Origin of the sequence: Paenibacillus sp. 102 (genome assembly GCF_039549175.1) — a bacterium.
Lineage (GTDB): Bacteria > Bacillota > Bacilli > Bacillales > Bacillaceae_G > Bacillus_A.
In genome coordinates this window covers 83,985-101,822 of sequence record NZ_JBCGHT010000005.1, presented here as the reverse complement: position 1 = coordinate 101,822, position 17,838 = coordinate 83,985, and the positions used below count along the sequence as shown (strand labels likewise).

Below are 17,838 nucleotides of genomic sequence, written 5' to 3'. Positions count from 1 at the left end.
ATTTGGCTACTGCTTTTTTGTTGTTCTTTGTCGGAACGTCGATATATTCGGATTTGCGCTGATAAAATTTCATTTGCTTTTGTCTATCACGATGAAATATTGATATGTGAATCGTCACTGTTACTTTATGTATATATTAATCTTCACTAATTACTCCGTATCGCATTTTATCTCCCATCCACGAACTGACATCTCTCCATTTTACATTTTTTGCAGAAATCTAGCTTACTTCATATGGTGTCACCTTGTTAGGTTGCCAACCGATATCATCTGCCCAATAAAATAAATTGTTTTGTAATAGAAGAGATGCACCGAAAATAATTGAATCATGATTTTCAGGAGGCGGCGTTAAATGAAATTGTGTGACACCTTCAAAGAGTAACTCTATTGCGGAGGGGTTCTCATACTGCCTTTGAAAAAGGATCCTTACGTTTGTACTAGATGATATCCTCATAGATAAATTCTCACCTACGTAGCTATCTGTCCATATATACAATTCTTTCAAACAACTGTCGTGAAAACCCCAAAATAAACGAAGGAAGTTTTCAATTTCCTCTTTTGTTTTGAGTGTATTTCAATTCATATAGCACCTACTTTATAGATATTTTAGCTCTGTTTTATTTCATGTCTATTGTACTTGAAATTCCATTACTTGGATAAATTTAACTAACGAATTTATTCATTAGGAAGTAATTTGTGTTACAGAAAAATGTTAAAAATAATTTACAACATGTTAAAAATAAATTACAATAAAAATATAGAAAATAATGTAAAAACGGAGGTCCTATGAATCAGAGAGGAATGTTACGAAATAATCTGATTGTACTTCGGGCGGAAAAACGTTGGTCACAAACGGAATTAGCAAACCGAGTGGGTGTTAGTAGACAAACGATAGCTTCTATTGAAGCAAATCGATATAATCCATCTCTTATTTTAGCTTTTGAAATCGCGCATGTTCTTGGTAAGGAATTTCATGAAGTCTTTCAATATACGATATAGGGGGAAATGGAATGATAATGGCAATAGGGATAGTCGCATCAATCGCAGGGTTAATTGGGGTGTTATATTCTACTCGTTTTGAAAAGAAAGAGGGAAATGATGAGAGAGGAGATCAAATTACAGGAAATGCTGCAAAAATCTCGTTGTTTGTATTCTTACTTTCGTATTTAATTATTTTTCTAATCGGTAACCTATATTCATTAACGAGTGAACAGTATAAATTAGCAAATGCATGTTTATTGGCAGGAGTATTATGCTCCTATTCACTATCTATTTTAGTTTTGCGAAGAAGATATTAGATGAGAAAGAGCTATTTTACATATTAATTTGTAAATAGCTCTTTTTGTTATGTTTGATTAGAGGGGTGAAAAGGAGCGAATGAGATGAGAATCGTACATGAAAGTACAGTTTGTATTTGCTTCTTGGCTTTCTTTCGCATGTACAAAAACTTTATACCCTCACTTTACATGCATACAATCCAAAAACAAATAAATACTAAATGATGAATGACCAAAGAAAGGAAGGTAATTATTATGCCAAATTTAACAGAGCTTGAGCTTGAAAATTTACGCCATCTTATTGGGGGGCATGCGACAGTTGCGAACAAATTAGACCAGTATGCACAGCAGTGTACAGATCCTCAATTGAAACAAATGCTACAACAAGATGCACAAGCGGCAAGAAATACAAAACAACAATTAATGTCCTTTTTAGGCTAGGAGGGTACCGATTATGAATGAAAAAGATATGGTTAACGATTATTTATCGGAATTAAATGCTAGTTTGACTAGTTATGCGAATTACATAGCAGAGTCAAATAACGAACAGTTACATCAAACGCTGATTCACATTCGAAATCAGGATGAAATGAGACAACGTAATGTATATAAATATGCATTGCAAAAAGGGCATTATAAACCAGCGGCTCCTGCAAATCCAGCGGTTGTTCAGCAAACGAAAAGTCAATTAAGCGCACAATAATGCATAAAAAAGCGAGTGAATCTCGGAGAATGATTCACTCGTTTTTTTGTGCATTTGTATATGTCAATAAATATGTATGAAATATTTTTCCAGTTGTAACAAATATGACGAAAACGGAGTAGAGTGTTTCACAAAATATACACATGCTTTGCTCAACTATTCACAAAGTATCCATGGTTTCTATAGTGAGAATCTCTATAATGAAGAGTGTAAAGAACAAATAAAACATTACATGATTACTTAGGAGAGATTCTTATGAATAGAAACACAAGAAAAATCGCAATTATTGGTACTGGATTAGTTGGATCAAGCTGTGCGTATTCAATTGTGAATCAAGGCATCTGTGAAGAGTTGGCATTAATTGATATAAATCATGAACGTGCAGTTGGTGAAGCGATGGATTTATCGCACTGCATTAACTTTACAAATACAAGAACAAAAGTATATGCAGGTACTTATGAAGACTGCAAAGATATGGACATTGTGATTATTACAGCAGGTCCAGCTCCAAAACCAGGACAAAGTCGTTTGGATACTTTAGGAGCAAGCGCGAAGATTATGGAAAGTGTTGTAGAAGGTGTAATGGCAAGTGGATTTGATGGTATTTTCTTACTTGCATCAAACCCGGTTGATATTATTACGTATCAAGTTTGGAAATTGTCTGGATTACCAAGAAATCGTGTGATTGGTACTGGAACATCATTAGATTCTTCTCGATTAAAAACAATTTTATCTGAAATGCTTGAAGTTGACCCTCGTAGTATCCATGGTTATTCATTAGGTGAGCACGGTGATTCACAAATGGTTGCTTGGTCTCACGTAACAGTCGGTGGGAAACCGATATTACAAATTTTAGATGAACAAAAAGAACGTTTCGGTGAAATTGATTTAGATGAAATTGTAGAAAAAACTGCAAAAGCTGGATGGGAAATTTATAAGCGAAAAGGAACTACTTATTACGGTATTGGTAACTCACTTGCTTATATTGCACGTTCTATCTTTAATGATGATCAACGCGTGATAGCTGTTTCAGCAATTTTAGATGGTGAATATGGCGAATATAATATTTGTACAGGTGTACCAGCAATTATTACAAGAGATGGCGTAAAAGAAGTTGTTGAACTGAACTTATCAGAAGCTGAAGAAAACCGATTTGCAAAATCAAATGATATTTTACGTGACTACATGAAAACAATCGGTTACTAAACTAGGAGAAGGTGAAACAGATGAAGGAATATATAATGTCTCGTGTCTTTAAAGGATCTGCCGGAATTGCACAAGGTATTTTCGTATCCCTTGGAATTGGTTTACTTATCGAGAATATAGGAAGAATTGTTGATATTCCGATGTTGATCACAATCGGAGTTGTCGCGAAATCATTGATGGCACCAGCCATTGGGGCAGGGATTGCTTTCATGCTTGGAGCAAACGGACTTGTCATCTTCTCAGCGATGGTGGCCGGAGCGATTGGAGCAGGATCGATTTCCATTACTGAAGCAGGTCTAATCATCAAAACTGGTGAGCCAATCGGTGCATTATTAACAGCAACTCTAGCAGTTTATATCGGTAAACGATTAAGTGGAAAAACTGCTTTAGATATGATGCTCGTTCCATTTGCAGCAATACTCGGTTCTGGTATAGTCGGTATTTGGCTATCTCAAAATATTAGTCCTGTATTAAATACAATTGGCGCGTTTATTAAAGATAGTTCAGCTGGTAGTCCATTTATTGCTTCTATCGTACTTGCGGTTGTTTGGGGATTATTACTTATTTCTCCAGCGTCATCAGCAGCTTTAGCAATTGCACTTAGTCTAGACGGTGTTGCAGGCGGTGCTGCACTTGCTGGATGCGTCGCTCAATTTATTGGATTCTCTGTTATCTCCGCAAAAGAAAACAATTTAGGTGGTATTTTAGCACAAGCACTTTGTACTCCGAAAGTACAACTGCCGAACATTACTAAAAATCCAATGATTCTCGTCCCGACTGTCGTCGCCAGCGCCATTGTGGGCCCTGTATCTGCCCTTATCTTCCAGCTAGAAGCAGGTAAAGAAATTGCAGGTCTTGGATTAAGCTCTCTGATTGCACCAATTAATTTAATCTCCAGCCAAGGATTCAGTGTTGTACCAGCGATGGTTATCACTTATATCGTAATCCCAGTAGCTGTTTCTTATATACTATACATCGCACTAAAAAAAGCGGGTCGCATTCATTCAGGCGATATGACTGTGCCACAATCTTAATCGCCAAACAACGTATTGCACCTGAAAATCTCCTTTATAGATAGATAAAAGCAGACTGAAGAAGCCACAGTCTGCTTTTTTGTTTACATTTTATGATTTTGTTTCACCGGTACTGTCACCGTCTCTTTTACTAATACTAGCTGAATACCAAAGTATAGCATGCTTGCTAGCGTCATCCCAGAAACGGCATCTACGAAGGCATGCTGCTTCGTAAATAGCGTTGAGAAAATGATGAGTGTGCCAAAGAAAGTAAGAATATAATATTCAAAAACATGTTGTTCTCTTCGGTTAAAGGCAGCTAACATAATGACAAATGTCGTAAGTACATGAATGCTAGGGAAACAGTTTACGGGTTGATCAATACTATAAATATAGCGAACTAGTTCAGAAAATATGTCTGTTCCAACGACGGTTGGACGTGGTACCGTCGTTTGCCAAAAGTAATAAATAGAAAAACAAGCAAGCTTTCCAAGAATTACACTACTTAGAGTGACATAATATTGCTTTCGATCAGCAAAGCAGTAATAAATAAGTGCACCGTATAAGTATGGAAACCACAGTAAATAAGGAATAATAAATGCTTTTACAAATGGAATCCAATCATCTACTACAGTTGTAACGTTTACAGCGTGAACAGTCGATTTATTTAATACATCGTAAAGGGGACTTACGAGTACGAGTAGAAGTATATAACTTAACGGAAGAAAAGATGAAAGTTTAAAGTTCTTCATAATAATCTCCTAGTGTTTAGTAATGTAAGTAAATCCAATTGATTATAATATAGAAAATCAGATTGGGCTATCGATTTCACTTACATTTTCTTGAATTCACCTTACATTTTTGTCACTTGACTTAAGAAGGGGAGGGTGCTAAATGAAGCGTTTCTTTTATTTTTTCGTTTTTATATTGTTATGCCTAGTTGGTGTTGGGTGTGCAAAGGATAAAGAAGGAGAGAAATTAGAGTATAACGGGAGAGCACTCGTAATTGGAGTTATTGGTGAAAATCCGAAAGATACGTTTAGAAATATAAAGTTTGAAACTATAAAATTAGGCGAAATGAAAAAGAAATCGGGAGAAGTAGATGGTTTTCTTATAATGAAAGAGCACTTTCAAGAAGCGTCGAAAGAGCAGTATAAAGATTTATTTTTATCGTTAAAGAAACCAGTGTTTTTTATCGGCTTACAAGATAAATCGTATTCGATTTTTATTAAAAAGAATATAGAGTATAATAACGCGCCAAAAGATGAAAATGCCATGTATACACAAGGTTTTGCAAATATCGGAAGTGGCGAGGGACAACAATGGGGAATCGGTTTAACGAACGGTGGTAATGCAGACGGAAGTATTCATAATATGTATATCGTAGTATTTCAAACAATTGCAGATTATTTGAATAGATAATGAGGAGCCTTTGTAGAGGGCTTCTTATTTTTTCTTTTTAAACAAACGTTTGATTAAGAGGTATGTTTGGTATGAATGGGTCTATGTTTTTCAAAGATTGATGTAGAAAATATGAAATTAAACAAACGTTTGTTTAACATATATGTTCGGGTCCGTATGAGGAAAAATATATATTTATTTTTTTCTTTTAAATAGCGGAAAAACAAGAGAAAATTGCAGGATTATTAAAAATTATCACGAAATAAGTTAAAGTTTAGCGAATAATCGTTTGAAATAATAAAACGTTTTCTATATGATAAAGATAAAGGTTAGCAAAAAAGTAGGTGAATTTATGACAGTAACATTTTATTCATATCCAAAGTGTGGCACATGTCAAAAAGCGAAAAAATGGTTTGAGGCAAACGATGTAGCATATGAAATGATTCATATTGTTGAAAATCCACCGTCAAAAGAAGATTTGCGTAATTTACATGCAAAAAGTGAATTGCCATTAAAAAAATTCTTTAATACAAGTGGAATGCGTTACCGTGAACTTGGCTTAAAAGATAAGTTAAAGGAAGCAAGTGAGGACGAAATGTTCGAGCTTTTAGCGTCTGATGGCATGTTGATTAAACGTCCAATCGTAACAGATGGTACGAATGTAACACTTGGTTTTAACGAAGAGCAGTTTGAAAGTGTGTGGAAAAAGTACCAATAAGGTATTTTTACATAATTAATACATTCACTGGAGGTACAGTCATGAGCATTCCAAATCATTTACGTTACTCTGAAGAACACGAATGGGTAAAAACTGAAGGCAACCAAGTTGTTATCGGTATTACTCATTTTGCACAAAGCGAGTTAGGCGATATCGTATTCGTTGAACTTCCTGAAGTAGGTGCAACACTTGAAGCTGACGAGCCATTCGGAAGCGTAGAATCTGTTAAAACAGTTTCTGAATTATACGCACCTGTAAGTGGTAAAGTTGTAGCAGTAAACGAAGAATTAAGTGACCAACCAGAACTTGTTAACGAATCTCCATACGAAGGTGCATGGATGGTTAAAGTTGAACTTTCTGATGAAAGCCAATTAGAAGGGTTATTATCTGCAGAAAAATACGCAGAAATGACAAACCAAGACTAATTCTAGTCACCAAAAAGGACAGCCTGTGTGCTGTCCTTTTTATTTTGGCTGAAGTGAACAGGAAAATGTCTCTCCGTCAGAAGCTCCATCCCCCTTACATTCTGAACGAGCCGCTTGCGCTTTTCTTTGTCTAGCTTTGCCTCCTAGCCCCTCATGTCTAAGAACCTTCCGCATGAGAAGACAAAAAGCGTCTTCTATGCGAAAGAACCTTAGCCAACGGGGCTAAACAGCCGCCTCTGCTTTTCTTTGCAAAAATAAACAGGAAACAACATGAAAATATCGAATATACTATATACTAAAGTAAGGGTGTTTTATAGTATATGGTGATCGGGTGATGACATATGGTCTATGTAGAGAAAGTCATTATTGTCGAAGGGAAATCAGATAGAAGAAAGATTGAATCTATTATTCGCGAACCAGTGGAAATTGTTTGTACAAATGGTACAATTGGTTTGTCGAAAATGGATGAACTCATTGATCAGTTTTTTGATAAAGAAGTGTATGTGCTAGTGGATGCTGATGCTGCAGGTGAAAAGCTTCGAAAACAATTTCGAAAAGAATTCCCGCAAGCCGAGCATATTTACATTGACCGTTCGTATCGTGAAGTAGCAACTGCTCCTTCGAATCATTTAGCGAACGTATTATGGGGAGCTGACATTGACGTTTATACAGAATATTTACGGTAAGGAATGATAGAAGTGATTGACTGGACAGGTGCTGAAGCTACAGTTCTAATAGCAGACAAAGAAAAAACAGTGTTATATGTATATACACCGATGTGCGGAACATGCCAATTAGCAAAGAAGATGTTAACGGTGGTAGAAGCGACTATATCTGAATTAGAAATAGGAATGCTAGATTTAAATTATGCGCCACATTTGGCACGAGAATATGCGATAGAAAGTGTACCTTGTTTACTTGTATTTGAAAGTGGGACACTTACGAAGAAAATATATGCTTTTCATTCGGTTGAATATTTATATACAGAATTACAGTAGGCGGCAAATTTTTTGTCGCCTCGACATATTTCTCGGGAAATGTGTCAGTGGCAGAGAAGTGATACGGTATTTGTCGAGAGAAAGTAACAGGATTGCTGTTTGAAAAGATGGAATGGTATTAGTAGAGAGTGATATGAAGGATGTGATTAGAATGGGATTATATTTGTTGCTTCAATCATTTGTAACGTATGCTAATAGCCAATACCATCTAGAACCGCTTCTTCGGCAAGGAGAAAAAACGATTAATTTTCGTTTGGGGGATGAGAGTTGCTCACTTCAAATTTCAAGAGAGTATATACAGCTTTTGAAGGAAGCAAGGGGATCAGAACGAATTGTTTGCTTTCAAGAGGATGATTTACGGCGATTAGTTACTGGAAATGTTCGGTTACAAACGCTCATAAATAATGGACATGTACATTATTCAGGAACATATCGTACGATGTTATTATTAGAATCGGTATTTCATATATGTAAGCCGATGCCAGTAGGCGCTTAATATTCTGAAGGTTCGTTTTTTGAGAATTTTTTTGTTGACATAGTGGATGTATATTGATACAATTCAAGTCATAAAATATAGACAATTTCATAAATTTCAAATCAGACGAAAATTTAATCTGATTTCTCTTATCAAGAGAGGTGGAGGGACTGAGCCCTGTGAAACCCGGCAACCGTCAACTAGTATGTTGAAATGGTGCCAATTCCTGCAAAGCAAATGCTTTGAGAGATGAGAGGAAGGGGTAATGTTGATATATGCATATAAACCTTTCTGCTCATTCTAAAAGCAGAAAGGTTTTTTTGTTGTTTGAATGAGGAGGACATTCGAATAATAAGAGGAGTTAATAAGAAATGTAGCTATAGCGACAGTTAGATTTAAGCAATTCTCACATCAAAAATAAAAAATTGTGGGAGTAAATTTAACGAGCTGCTTGCGCTTTTTATGAAATCCAGCTTCAGCGGCAAGCTCTTCGCGTCTAAGAACCTCCCGCACAGCACCTTTTGTGTGAGAGAACCTTAGCCGATCAGAGCTAAACGAGCCGCTTACGCTTTTTAAACAAAAAAGGGGTGAACATCATGATCTTATTAGAAAATGTAAAGAAAATATATAAATCAAAAAGCGGTGATGTCACTGCTGTAGATGATGCCAATTTGAAAATAGAAAAAGGCGAGATTTTTGGTGTTATCGGATATAGTGGCGCTGGTAAAAGTTCTTTAATTAGATTATTTAATCAATTAGAGAAACCAACTTCTGGACAGATTACGATAGCGAATCGTGTTATTTCAGCAATTACTGGAAATGAACTTCGAAAGGCAAGACAAGAAATTGGAATGATTTTTCAGCACTTTAATTTACTTTGGTCACGAACTGTGCGCGAAAATATTGCTTTTCCACTAGAGATTGCAGGGGTAGAGAAAGCGCAGCGAAAAAATCGTGTGGATGAATTAATCCGTCTTGTTGGATTAGAAGGAAGAGGAGATGCCTATCCATCTCAGTTAAGTGGTGGGCAAAAACAGCGCGTTGGGATTGCGAGAGCATTAGCGAATAATCCAAAAGTATTACTTTGTGATGAAGCAACATCAGCACTTGATCCAGAAACGACAGATCAAATTTTAGATTTACTATTAGATATTAATAAGCGCCTTGGTTTAACAATTGTACTCATTACACATGAAATGCATGTAATTCGCAAGATTTGTAATCGCGTTGCAGTAATGGAAAAAGGAAAAATTGTAGAAAGCGGTCCTGTACTAAATGTATTCCGTAACCCACAGCAGGAAATTACAAAGAGATTTGTACAGCAGTTAACGGATTCTGAAGATACAAATGAAACGATTGAGAGCTTATTAGAAAAATATCCAGATGGAAAAGTTATTCGTTTACAGTTTATTGGTGATTCTGTAGAGCGTCCGGTGCTTCAAAGATTAATGAGACGCGAGGATATTGAAGTGAGTGTTTTGCAAGGCAATATCGCTCAAACAAACAATGGATCTTACGGGAACTTAGTTGTTCACTTAAATGGTTCAGAAGCAGCAATCCAGCAAGCGATAGCAGGAATTCATCAAGAGCAAGTAGAGCTGGAGGTGATTGCACATGGATAAATTACTCACAAACGTGGATTGGAATCAAATGTTAGAAGCAACAGGTGAAACATTATATATGACAGCAATCGCAGCGCTTGCCACATTTATTTTCGGTCTTATTTTAGGATTATTACTCTTTATGACATCTAAAGATAACTTGTGGGAAAACAAAGCGATTCACACTGTAATTGGAGCATTTGTAAATATTTTTCGTTCCATTCCATTTATCATTTTAATTATTTTATTAATTCCATTTTCGAAGCTTTTGCTTGGAACTATGCTTGGGGCAAGTGCAGCATTGCCAGCTTTAATTATTGGGGCAGCACCATTTTATGCAAGAATGGTTGAAATCGCACTTCGCGAGATTGATAAAGGTGTGATTGAAGCTTCAAAAGCAATGGGAGCAAAAACGAGCACGATTATTTGGAAAGTATTGATTCCAGAATCATTGCCAGCACTTGTATCTGGTATTACAGTAACGACAATTGCGCTTGTAGGATATACAGCAATGGCTGGTGTTGTCGGTGCTGGAGGTCTTGGAACACTTGCTTATTTAGATGGATTTCAGCGCGGACATAACGATGTGACATTCGTTGCGACGATTTGTGTATTACTCGTTGTTTTCTTGATTCAGTTTATTGGAGATCTTGTTACAGCTCGAATTGATAAACGATAAATAAAAGGGGAAGGGTGTTTATAACATGAAAAAATTATTACTTACAGCACTTATTACAACGTCAATTTTTGGGCTAACTGCTTGTGGTGGGAAAGATAAAGATGAAAAAAAACTTGTTGTCGGAGCTTCTAATGTACCGCACGCTGAGATTTTAGAGAAAGCAAAACCGTTACTTGAGAAAAAAGGTATCCAATTGGACATCAAACCATTTCAAGATTATGTACTGCCAAATAAATCTTTAGCAGATAAAGAGTTAGATGCGAATTACTTCCAGCATATTCCGTATTTAGAGAAAGAGATTAAAGATAAGGGCTATAAGTTTGAAGTGGCAGGGAAAATTCATTTAGAACCAATCGGTGTCTATTCTCAAAAATATAAAAGTTTAAAAGAGCTTCCAAACGGAGCGACAATTATTATGAGTAACTCTGTTGCTGACCATGGACGTGGTTTAGCGATTTTACAAAAAGAGGGCGTTTTAAAAATTAAAGATGGTGTAGACCCTGTTAAAGCGACTACAAAAGATATTGCGGAAAATCCAAAAAATTTGAAGTTTAAAACAGATATTGAGCCTGGCTTATTGCCACAAGTGTATAACAATAAAGAAGGCGATGCGGTTTTAATTAACTCAAACTATGCGATTGACGCAAAATTAAGCCCAGAGAAAGATGCGATTGCGATCGAAGGAAACGATTCTCCGTATGCAAACGTAGTTGCGGTTCGTAAAGGTGATAAGGACAAAAAAGAAATTAAAGCACTTGTAGAAGTGTTACATTCTAAAGAGATTGAGGACTTTATTAATAAAGAATATAAAGGGGCAGTTGTTCCTGTGAAAGAATAATTGTTTTTCATAAGGGCTGGTAAATGCCAGCTCTTATTTTTCCTTTGGGAAATAAGAAATCGAATGATAAGAAAAAGATCCGTATACGATATTTATTCTGAAAATTACAAAAAAGAAGGTGCCGTCATATGAAGAAAATCATACTATCAGTTTTTATAACAATATTTGTACTTGCGTTAGCAGCTTGCGGTGGGAAAGATGAAAGTACACTCGTTGTTGGAGCTTCTAACGTGCCGCATGCTGTTATTTTAGAAAAAGCACAGCCAATATTAGAGAAAAAAGGAATCAAACTAAAAATTAAAACATTCCAAGATTATGTGTTACCTAATAAAGCGTTAGCCGATAAAGACATTGATGCCAACTATTTTCAACACATTCCTTATTTAGATAAGGAGATCGAGGAAAAGGGATATAAAATTGTAAATGCAGGGAAAATCCATTTAGAGCCAATGGGAATCTATTCTAAAAAATATAAAAGTTTAAAAGACCTTCCGGATGGTGGGACTGTTATTATGAGTAATAACGTAGCGGAACGCGGCCGTATGCTTGCATTATTGCAAAAAGGTGGCGTCATTAAACTGAAAGATGGTGTAGATATCGTTAAGGCGACAGTCAAAGATATTGTGGAGAATCCTAAGAACTTAAAGTTTAAAACAGATGTTGAGCCAGGGCTTTCACCAAAGTTATACGAAAATAATGAAGGTGATGCTTTATTCATTAATTCAAACTATGCAATTGACGCGAAATTAAACCCTACAAAAGATGCAATTGCAATTGAAGGATCAGATTCTCCATATGCAAATATTATTGCCGTTCGTAAAGGGGATGAAAAGAAAAAAGAAATTAAGGAATTAGTAGAAGTGTTACATTCAAAAGAAATTCAAGATTTTATTAATAAAGAATATAAGGGAGCAGTACTCCCGGTAAATGATTAGGCATGAAAGGGGCTAGGAAATTTCCAGCCCTTTTTTCTTTATATAAATAAGAAGAAAGGTGTATCATAATAGGATGTGAGGGAAATACTTATATACATTTGTGAAAAAATTGTTACATTTTCTCAGCGTTTGCGATATCATTTTATTTGATATAAAATTAGAATGAGAATAAAATGAGAATATGAATGTTTTAGGAATTTTTAAAATGTATATAGAGGATTAATGGAGGTATTGACATGGCTGGTTCTACATTAACGGTTAAAGACTTACATGTATCAATCGAAGGTAAAGAAATTTTAAAAGGTGTAAACCTTGAAGTAAAAGGTGGAGAAATCCACGCAATTATGGGACCTAACGGAACGGGTAAATCAACCTTATCTTCTGCGATTATGGGTCACCCAAAATATGAAGTAACAGAAGGTAGCATCATCATCGACGGTGAAGATGTATTAGAAATGGAAGTAGATGAGCGCGCACAAGCAGGTCTATTCCTAGCAATGCAATATCCAAGTGAAATTAGCGGAGTAACAAACGCTGACTTCTTACGTTCTGCAATTAATGCACGACGCGAGGAAGGCGATGAAATTTCTCTTATGAAATTTATCCGTACATTAGATAAAAACATGGAATTCCTAGAAATGGATCCAGAAATGGCACAACGTTACTTAAACGAAGGTTTCTCTGGCGGTGAGAAAAAACGTAACGAAATTCTTCAATTAATGATGATTGAGCCAAAAATCGCAATCTTAGATGAAATCGACTCAGGTCTTGATATTGATGCATTAAAAGTTGTATCTAAAGGTATTAACCAAATGCGCGGCGAAGAGTTCGGTTGCTTAATGATTACGCATTACCAACGTTTATTAAACTACATCACTCCAGACTTCGTTCACGTTATGATGAATGGTCGCATTGTTAAATCTGGTGGCCCTGAGCTTGCACAACGTTTAGAAGCTGAAGGTTACGACTGGATCAAAAAAGAATTAGGTATTGAAGACGAAACAGCAGAGCAAGAAGCGTAAGAGAGGAGCATAAACATGACAATCGGTACATTACCTTTCGATCAAGAAACAATCCGTCAGCGCGCAAGCGAAGTAAACGAAGCTGCTTGGTTGACTGAGTTCCGCTTACAAGCTCTTGCACAAGCAACTGAACTTCCAATGCCAACGCCTGATAAAACAAAAATCGATAAATGGGACTTTATCGGAAAAGGCGACGCTGCTAAGCAAGAGCCTGTAAGTTCTTTAACTGAACTTCCAGAAGCAGTGAAAAACTTAATCGATGAAAATAACAGCGTATTAGTACAACGCACTGGTACTACTGCATTCGTTTCTTTAGCAGACGAAGCAAAAGAAAAAGGTGTTATCTTTACAGACATCGTAACAGCTGCAACTGAGCATACTGAACTAGTACAAAAGTATTTAATGAAAGACGGCGTGAAAGTAGACGAACATCGTTTAACTGCACTTCATGCTGCATTAATCAACGGCGGTGCATTCGTATATGTTCCGAAAAACGTTGTTCTTGAAACACCACTTCAAGCTGTATTCTTAGTAGACGGTGAAGAAGCGAACGTATATAACCACGTATTATTTGTAGCTGATGCTCACAGTTCTGCAACATACGTAGAAAACTACGTAGCAAATGAAACTGTTACAGGTATTGCAAATATCGTGGCAGAAGTAATCGTAGAACAAGGCGCACAAGTGAAGTTCGGTGCGGTTGATCTATTAGCAAAAGACGTAACAACTTACGTTAACCGCCGCGGCATCGTAGGACGCGACGGCCGCATTGATTGGGCTCTAGGCCTTATGAATGACGGAAACACAATCTCAGAGAACGTTACGAACTTAATGGGCGACGGATCATTTGCTGATACGAAAACAGTAACAATTGGCCGTGGTAACCAAACACAAAACTTTACAACGAAAGTTGTTCACTTCGGTAAACACTCTGAAGGTTTCATCTTAAAACACGGTGTACAAAAAGATAGCGCAACATCTATCTTTAACGGAATTGGTAAGATTGAACACGGTGCATCTAAATCAAATGCACAACAATCTTCTCGCGTTCTTATGTTAGACGAAAAAGCTCGTGGTGATGCGAACCCAATTCTTTTAATTGACGAAGATGATGTAATGGCAGGTCACGCAGCTTCAGTAGGTCGCGTAGATCCAGTACAACTATACTACTTGATGAGCCGTGGTATTCCAAAACGCGAAGCAGAACGTTTAGTCATCCATGGATTCTTAGCACCTGTAGTAAATGAGCTTCCAATTGAAGGAGTAAAAGCACAGCTTGTTGAGGTAATTGAAAGGAAAGTTCGCTAATGAATATTCATGAAATACGCAAACAGTTTCCAATTCTTGATCAAAAAGTGAACGGCAAACAACTTGTTTATTTCGATAGTGCAGCAACTTCTCAAAAACCAATTCAAGTGATTGAAACGTTAGAACGTTATTATAAAGAATACAATTCTAACGTGCATCGCGGTGTTCATACGCTCGGTACGAAAGCTACCGATGCGTATGAAGGTGCACGTGAGAAAGTTCGCAAGTTTATTAACGCGAAATCAATGGAAGAGATTATTTTCACGCGCGGAACGACAACTGCATTAAATACAGTAGCGGCTAGCTATGGTCTTGAAAATGTAAAAGAAGGCGATGAAATCGTTATTTCTTACATGGAGCACCATAGTAACATCATTCCGTGGCAGCAAGTTGCGAAGAAAACAGGCGCAACTTTGAAATATCTTCCACTTCAACCAGATGGGACAATTTCAATAGAAGATGCTCGTCAAACAATTACACCGAATACAAAAATCGTTTCTATCATGTATGTGTCTAACGTACTTGGAACGATTAACCCTGTAAAAGAAATCGGAGCAATCGCACACCAAAACGGTGCAATCATGGTCGTTGATGGTGCGCAAAGTACACCTCATATGAAAGTAGATGTACAAGATTTAAACTGTGATTTCTATGCATTATCTGCTCATAAGATGTGCGGACCTACAGGTATCGGCGTATTATATGGTAAGAAAGAATTGCTGAACAATATGGAGCCAATTGAATTTGGTGGTGAAATGATTGATTTCGTAGATTTACAAGAATCTACTTGGAAAGAGCTTCCGTGGAAGTTTGAAGCAGGTACACCGATTATCGGTAATGCAATCGGACTTGGTGCGGCAATTGATTTCCTAGAAGAAATCGGTCTTGATAATATTGAAAAGCATGAGCATGAATTAGCGCAATACGCTTTAGAAAGACTATCAGAAGTAGATGGCGTTACAATTTATGGTCCAAAGCATCGCGCTGGTCTTGTTACATTTAATATCGAAGACGTACATCCTCACGATGTAGCAACGGTATTAGATGTAGAAGGTATTGCGGTTCGCGCAGGACATCACTGTGCACAACCGCTTATGAAGTGGCTAAAAGCTTCTTCAACAGCACGTGCGAGCTTCTATTTATATAATACAAAAGAAGAAATTGATACATTTGTTGAATCGCTAATCAAGACAAAGGAGTATTTCACAAATGTCATTTAATAATTTAGATACGTTATATCGTCAAGTTATTATGGATCATTACAAAAATCCTCGTAACCATGGCGTGTTAGAAGATAGTGTTACTGTTAACTTGAACAATCCAACTTGCGGTGATCGTATTCAACTTACGATGAAAGTAGAAGAGGGGATTGTAAAAGAGGCGAAGTTTGAAGGCGAAGGATGTTCAATCTCAATGTCTTCGGCTTCAATGATGACACAAGCAGTAAAAGGAAAGAAAATTGAAGAGGCACTTCAGCTTTCTAAAATTTTCTCTGACATGATGCTAGGAAAAGAGTATGATGACAGCGTTGATTTAGGAGATATTGAAGCATTACAAGGCGTATGCAAGTTCCCGGCACGTATTAAATGTGCAACATTAGCGTGGAAAGCGTTAGAAAAGGGCTTAAACGAAGATAAGTAATGTTACAGGTTCCTAAAAACGAGGTTATCTAAGGAGGGACACACCAACATGGCGAAGCAACTGCCAGATATCGGCGATTACAAATATGGTTTCAAGGACAAAGACGTTTCGATTTTCCGTGCTGGACGCGGTTTAACAAAAGAGATCGTTGAAGAGATTTCACGTATGAAAGAAGAACCACAGTGGATGTTAGACTTCCGTTTAAAATCACTGGATAAGTTCTATGAAATGCCAATGCCACAATGGGGCGGCGACTTAAATGACTTAGATTTCGATGAAATTACGTACTACGTAAAACCATCTGAGAAATCTGAGAAGTCTTGGGATGAAGTACCTGATGAAATTAAAGCTACATTTGATAAATTAGGTATTCCAGAAGCTGAGCAAAAATATTTAGCTGGTGTATCTGCACAGTACGAATCTGAAGTTGTATACCACAACATGAAAGAAGACCTAGAAGCTCTAGGAATCGTATTTAAAGATACAGATAGCGCATTAAAAGAGAACGAAGATATTTTCCGTGAGCATTTCGGAAAAGTAATCCCACCAACAGACAACAAATTCTCTGCATTAAACTCTGCAGTTTGGTCTGGTGGATCATTCATCTACGTTCCAAAAGGTGTTAAAGTTGATACACCACTTCAAGCGTATTTCCGTATTAACTCTGAAAATATGGGACAATTCGAGCGTACGCTTATTATCGTAGACGAAGGCGCACACGTACACTACGTAGAAGGTTGTACAGCACCAGTTTACACGACTAACTCACTTCACAGTGCGGTAGTAGAAATCATCATTAAGAAAGATGCATATTGCCGTTACACAACAATCCAAAACTGGGCGAACAACGTATACAACCTAGTTACAAAACGTGCGGTTTGTGAAGAAAACGCAACGATGGAATGGATTGACGGTAACATCGGATCTAAATTAACGATGAAATACCCAGCAGTTATCTTAAAAGGCGAAGGCGCTCGTGGTTTAACATTATCTATCGCGATTGCTGGTAAAGGCCAACACCAAGATGCTGGTGCGAAAATGATTCACTTAGCACCAAACACATCTTCAACAATCGTTTCTAAATCGATTGCGAAACATGGTGGTAAAGTAACGTACCGTGGTATCGTACACTTCGGACCAAAAGCGAAAAACTCTCGCTCTAACATCGAGTGTGACACGTTAATCATGGATAACCAATCTACATCTGATACAATTCCTTACAACGAAATCAAAAACGATTACGTTTCACTTGAGCACGAAGCGAAAGTATCTAAAGTATCAGAAGAACAATTATTCTACCTAATGAGCCGCGGTATTTCTGAGCAAGAAGCGACAGAAATGATCGTAATGGGCTTCATCGAGCCATTCACTCGCGAACTTCCAATGGAATACGCAGTAGAAATGAACCGCCTAATCAAGTTTGAAATGGAAGGTTCTATTGGTTAAATAGAAATGCGGAGCCGACTGTTCAGACCCGTTGGCTAAGGTTCTTTCGCACAGAAGATGCTTTTTATCTTCTGGTGCGGAAGGTTCTTAGACATGAGGGTCTAGGAGGCAGAGCTGGACAATATTTAAAGTGGAAGCGGCTCGTTCAGAAT

At 37.1% G+C, this 17,838-nt stretch carries 23 protein-coding genes and 1 riboswitch; of the genes, 21 read left to right on the top strand and 2 right to left on the bottom strand.

The genetic code is table 11. The annotated features are described in order from the left end of the window. Positions 1-220 precede the first annotated feature (220 nt). The gene (locus AAIE21_RS14480; RefSeq protein WP_343267417.1) at positions 221-454 is read right to left on the bottom strand and encodes a hypothetical protein; all 234 of its coding nucleotides are present in this window, start codon (positions 452-454) and stop codon (positions 221-223) included. A 332-nt stretch (positions 455-786) separates the two neighbouring features. Here AAIE21_RS14480 and AAIE21_RS14475 point away from each other — a divergent pair, with 332 nt between their 5' ends. From AAIE21_RS14475 to AAIE21_RS14450, 6 genes are all read left to right on the top strand, one after another. Next, positions 787-999, top strand: coding sequence for a helix-turn-helix transcriptional regulator (locus AAIE21_RS14475; RefSeq protein WP_343267416.1), 213 nt, complete (start codon positions 787-789; stop codon positions 997-999). 11 nt (positions 1,000-1,010) lie between these two features. Next, positions 1,011-1,298, top strand: a complete 288-nt coding sequence (locus AAIE21_RS14470; RefSeq protein WP_343267415.1) for a DUF2178 domain-containing protein — start codon at positions 1,011-1,013, stop codon at positions 1,296-1,298. 234 nt (positions 1,299-1,532) lie between these two features. After that, positions 1,533-1,718 carry a hypothetical protein gene (locus tag AAIE21_RS14465; protein WP_006096499.1) on the top strand — a complete coding sequence of 62 codons (186 nt, stop codon included), beginning with the start codon at positions 1,533-1,535 and terminating at the stop codon, positions 1,716-1,718. A 13-nt stretch (positions 1,719-1,731) separates the two neighbouring features. After that, complete coding sequence (locus AAIE21_RS14460) at positions 1,732-1,980, top strand: spore coat protein (RefSeq protein ID WP_343267414.1); 249 nt, start codon at positions 1,732-1,734, stop codon at positions 1,978-1,980. Between the two features lie 255 nt (positions 1,981-2,235). Beyond that, positions 2,236-3,186 carry an L-lactate dehydrogenase gene (locus tag AAIE21_RS14455; protein WP_481858681.1) on the top strand — a complete coding sequence of 317 codons (951 nt, stop codon included), beginning with the start codon at positions 2,236-2,238 and terminating at the stop codon, positions 3,184-3,186. Between the two features lie 20 nt (positions 3,187-3,206). Then, entirely contained in the window at positions 3,207-4,220 is a 1,014-nt protein-coding gene (locus AAIE21_RS14450) for a PTS sugar transporter subunit IIC (protein ID WP_343267413.1), read from the top strand. A gap of 83 nt (positions 4,221-4,303) precedes the next feature. Here the strand turns inward: AAIE21_RS14450 and AAIE21_RS14445 are convergent, their stop codons facing one another. Next, positions 4,304-4,951: a phosphatase PAP2 family protein gene (locus tag AAIE21_RS14445; protein ID WP_343267412.1), complete on the bottom strand. Its 648-nt coding sequence runs from the start codon at positions 4,949-4,951 to the stop codon at positions 4,304-4,306. Positions 4,952-5,093: 142 nt separating this feature from the next. On the opposite strand from AAIE21_RS14445, the gene AAIE21_RS14440 reads away from it, so the two are divergent. The 15 genes from AAIE21_RS14440 to sufB all read left to right on the top strand — a co-directional run bounded on the left by AAIE21_RS14440 (position 5,094) and on the right by sufB (position 17,686). Continuing rightward, a complete protein-coding gene (locus tag AAIE21_RS14440; protein WP_343267411.1) occupies positions 5,094-5,621 on the top strand; it encodes a hypothetical protein in 528 nt (175 codons plus the stop codon). Positions 5,622-5,952: 331 nt separating this feature from the next. Then, on the top strand, positions 5,953-6,318 hold the full coding sequence (locus tag AAIE21_RS14435; RefSeq protein WP_000218966.1) for an arsenate reductase family protein: 366 nt from the start codon (positions 5,953-5,955) through the stop codon (positions 6,316-6,318). A gap of 41 nt (positions 6,319-6,359) precedes the next feature. Continuing rightward, positions 6,360-6,743, top strand: coding sequence for a glycine cleavage system protein GcvH (gene gcvH, locus AAIE21_RS14430; RefSeq protein ID WP_343267410.1), 384 nt, complete (start codon positions 6,360-6,362; stop codon positions 6,741-6,743). A 341-nt stretch (positions 6,744-7,084) separates the two neighbouring features. Continuing rightward, entirely contained in the window at positions 7,085-7,429 is a 345-nt protein-coding gene (locus AAIE21_RS14425) for a toprim domain-containing protein (RefSeq protein ID WP_000263236.1), read from the top strand. Positions 7,430-7,432: 3 nt separating this feature from the next. Continuing rightward, positions 7,433-7,741, top strand: coding sequence for a thioredoxin family protein (locus AAIE21_RS14420; protein WP_343267409.1), 309 nt, complete (start codon positions 7,433-7,435; stop codon positions 7,739-7,741). A 151-nt stretch (positions 7,742-7,892) separates the two neighbouring features. Further along, a complete protein-coding gene (locus AAIE21_RS14415) occupies positions 7,893-8,237 on the top strand; it encodes a hypothetical protein (RefSeq protein ID WP_343267408.1) in 345 nt (114 codons plus the stop codon). Positions 8,238-8,362: 125 nt separating this feature from the next. Then, positions 8,363-8,472, top strand: a riboswitch (SAM riboswitch). 340 nt (positions 8,473-8,812) lie between these two features. After that, positions 8,813-9,838, top strand: coding sequence for a methionine ABC transporter ATP-binding protein (locus AAIE21_RS14410; protein WP_343267407.1), 1,026 nt, complete (start codon positions 8,813-8,815; stop codon positions 9,836-9,838). Continuing rightward, the gene (locus tag AAIE21_RS14405) at positions 9,831-10,496 is read left to right on the top strand and encodes a methionine ABC transporter permease (RefSeq protein ID WP_343267406.1); all 666 of its coding nucleotides are present in this window, start codon (positions 9,831-9,833) and stop codon (positions 10,494-10,496) included. Before AAIE21_RS14410 ends, AAIE21_RS14405 begins: the two co-directional genes overlap by 8 nt. A 25-nt stretch (positions 10,497-10,521) precedes the next feature. Next, entirely contained in the window at positions 10,522-11,334 is an 813-nt protein-coding gene (metQ, locus tag AAIE21_RS14400) for a methionine ABC transporter substrate-binding lipoprotein MetQ (RefSeq protein WP_343267405.1), read from the top strand. Positions 11,335-11,462: 128 nt separating this feature from the next. Then, positions 11,463-12,269 (top strand): methionine ABC transporter substrate-binding lipoprotein MetQ, encoded by an 807-nt coding sequence (gene metQ / locus AAIE21_RS14395; protein WP_343267404.1) that lies wholly within the window; start codon positions 11,463-11,465, stop codon positions 12,267-12,269. Positions 12,270-12,505: 236 nt separating this feature from the next. Next, on the top strand, positions 12,506-13,291 hold the full coding sequence (gene sufC / locus AAIE21_RS14390; RefSeq protein ID WP_343267403.1) for a Fe-S cluster assembly ATPase SufC: 786 nt from the start codon (positions 12,506-12,508) through the stop codon (positions 13,289-13,291). A 15-nt stretch (positions 13,292-13,306) separates the two neighbouring features. Continuing rightward, positions 13,307-14,599: a Fe-S cluster assembly protein SufD gene (sufD, locus tag AAIE21_RS14385; RefSeq protein ID WP_343267402.1), complete on the top strand. Its 1,293-nt coding sequence runs from the start codon at positions 13,307-13,309 to the stop codon at positions 14,597-14,599. Then, positions 14,599-15,819: a cysteine desulfurase SufS gene (gene sufS / locus AAIE21_RS14380; protein ID WP_174102388.1), complete on the top strand. Its 1,221-nt coding sequence runs from the start codon at positions 14,599-14,601 to the stop codon at positions 15,817-15,819. The genes sufD and sufS overlap by 1 nt, the downstream gene beginning before the upstream one ends. Beyond that, a complete protein-coding gene (gene sufU / locus AAIE21_RS14375) occupies positions 15,809-16,240 on the top strand; it encodes a Fe-S cluster assembly sulfur transfer protein SufU (protein WP_000009522.1) in 432 nt (143 codons plus the stop codon). The genes sufS and sufU overlap by 11 nt, the downstream gene beginning before the upstream one ends. Positions 16,241-16,288: 48 nt before the next feature. After that, a complete protein-coding gene (gene sufB, locus AAIE21_RS14370) occupies positions 16,289-17,686 on the top strand; it encodes a Fe-S cluster assembly protein SufB (RefSeq protein ID WP_001118827.1) in 1,398 nt (465 codons plus the stop codon). The last annotated feature ends 152 nt before the right edge of the window (positions 17,687-17,838 follow it).

Bases quoted from the DNA above. Each gene is read 5' to 3' on its own strand.
- AAIE21_RS14480 (WP_343267417.1), bottom strand. From the start codon at position 454: ATGAGGATATCATCTAGTACAAACGTAAGGATCCTTTTTCAAAGGCAG.
- AAIE21_RS14475 (WP_343267416.1), top strand. From the start codon at position 787: ATGAATCAGAGAGGAATGTTACGAAATAATCTGATTGTACTTCGGGCG.
- AAIE21_RS14470 (WP_343267415.1), top strand. From the start codon at position 1,011: ATGATAATGGCAATAGGGATAGTCGCATCAATCGCAGGGTTAATTGGG.
- AAIE21_RS14465 (WP_006096499.1), top strand. From the start codon at position 1,533: ATGCCAAATTTAACAGAGCTTGAGCTTGAAAATTTACGCCATCTTATT.
- AAIE21_RS14460 (WP_343267414.1), top strand. From the start codon at position 1,732: ATGAATGAAAAAGATATGGTTAACGATTATTTATCGGAATTAAATGCT.
- AAIE21_RS14455 (WP_481858681.1), top strand. From the start codon at position 2,236: ATGAATAGAAACACAAGAAAAATCGCAATTATTGGTACTGGATTAGTT.
- AAIE21_RS14450 (WP_343267413.1), top strand. From the start codon at position 3,207: ATGAAGGAATATATAATGTCTCGTGTCTTTAAAGGATCTGCCGGAATT.
- AAIE21_RS14445 (WP_343267412.1), bottom strand. From the start codon at position 4,951: ATGAAGAACTTTAAACTTTCATCTTTTCTTCCGTTAAGTTATATACTT.
- AAIE21_RS14440 (WP_343267411.1), top strand. From the start codon at position 5,094: ATGAAGCGTTTCTTTTATTTTTTCGTTTTTATATTGTTATGCCTAGTT.
- AAIE21_RS14435 (WP_000218966.1), top strand. From the start codon at position 5,953: ATGACAGTAACATTTTATTCATATCCAAAGTGTGGCACATGTCAAAAA.
- gcvH (WP_343267410.1), top strand. From the start codon at position 6,360: ATGAGCATTCCAAATCATTTACGTTACTCTGAAGAACACGAATGGGTA.
- AAIE21_RS14425 (WP_000263236.1), top strand. From the start codon at position 7,085: ATGGTCTATGTAGAGAAAGTCATTATTGTCGAAGGGAAATCAGATAGA.
- AAIE21_RS14420 (WP_343267409.1), top strand. From the start codon at position 7,433: ATGATAGAAGTGATTGACTGGACAGGTGCTGAAGCTACAGTTCTAATA.
- AAIE21_RS14415 (WP_343267408.1), top strand. From the start codon at position 7,893: ATGGGATTATATTTGTTGCTTCAATCATTTGTAACGTATGCTAATAGC.
- AAIE21_RS14410 (WP_343267407.1), top strand. From the start codon at position 8,813: ATGATCTTATTAGAAAATGTAAAGAAAATATATAAATCAAAAAGCGGT.
- AAIE21_RS14405 (WP_343267406.1), top strand. From the start codon at position 9,831: ATGGATAAATTACTCACAAACGTGGATTGGAATCAAATGTTAGAAGCA.
- metQ (WP_343267405.1), top strand. From the start codon at position 10,522: ATGAAAAAATTATTACTTACAGCACTTATTACAACGTCAATTTTTGGG.
- metQ (WP_343267404.1), top strand. From the start codon at position 11,463: ATGAAGAAAATCATACTATCAGTTTTTATAACAATATTTGTACTTGCG.
- sufC (WP_343267403.1), top strand. From the start codon at position 12,506: ATGGCTGGTTCTACATTAACGGTTAAAGACTTACATGTATCAATCGAA.
- sufD (WP_343267402.1), top strand. From the start codon at position 13,307: ATGACAATCGGTACATTACCTTTCGATCAAGAAACAATCCGTCAGCGC.
- sufS (WP_174102388.1), top strand. From the start codon at position 14,599: ATGAATATTCATGAAATACGCAAACAGTTTCCAATTCTTGATCAAAAA.
- sufU (WP_000009522.1), top strand. From the start codon at position 15,809: ATGTCATTTAATAATTTAGATACGTTATATCGTCAAGTTATTATGGAT.
- sufB (WP_001118827.1), top strand. From the start codon at position 16,289: ATGGCGAAGCAACTGCCAGATATCGGCGATTACAAATATGGTTTCAAG.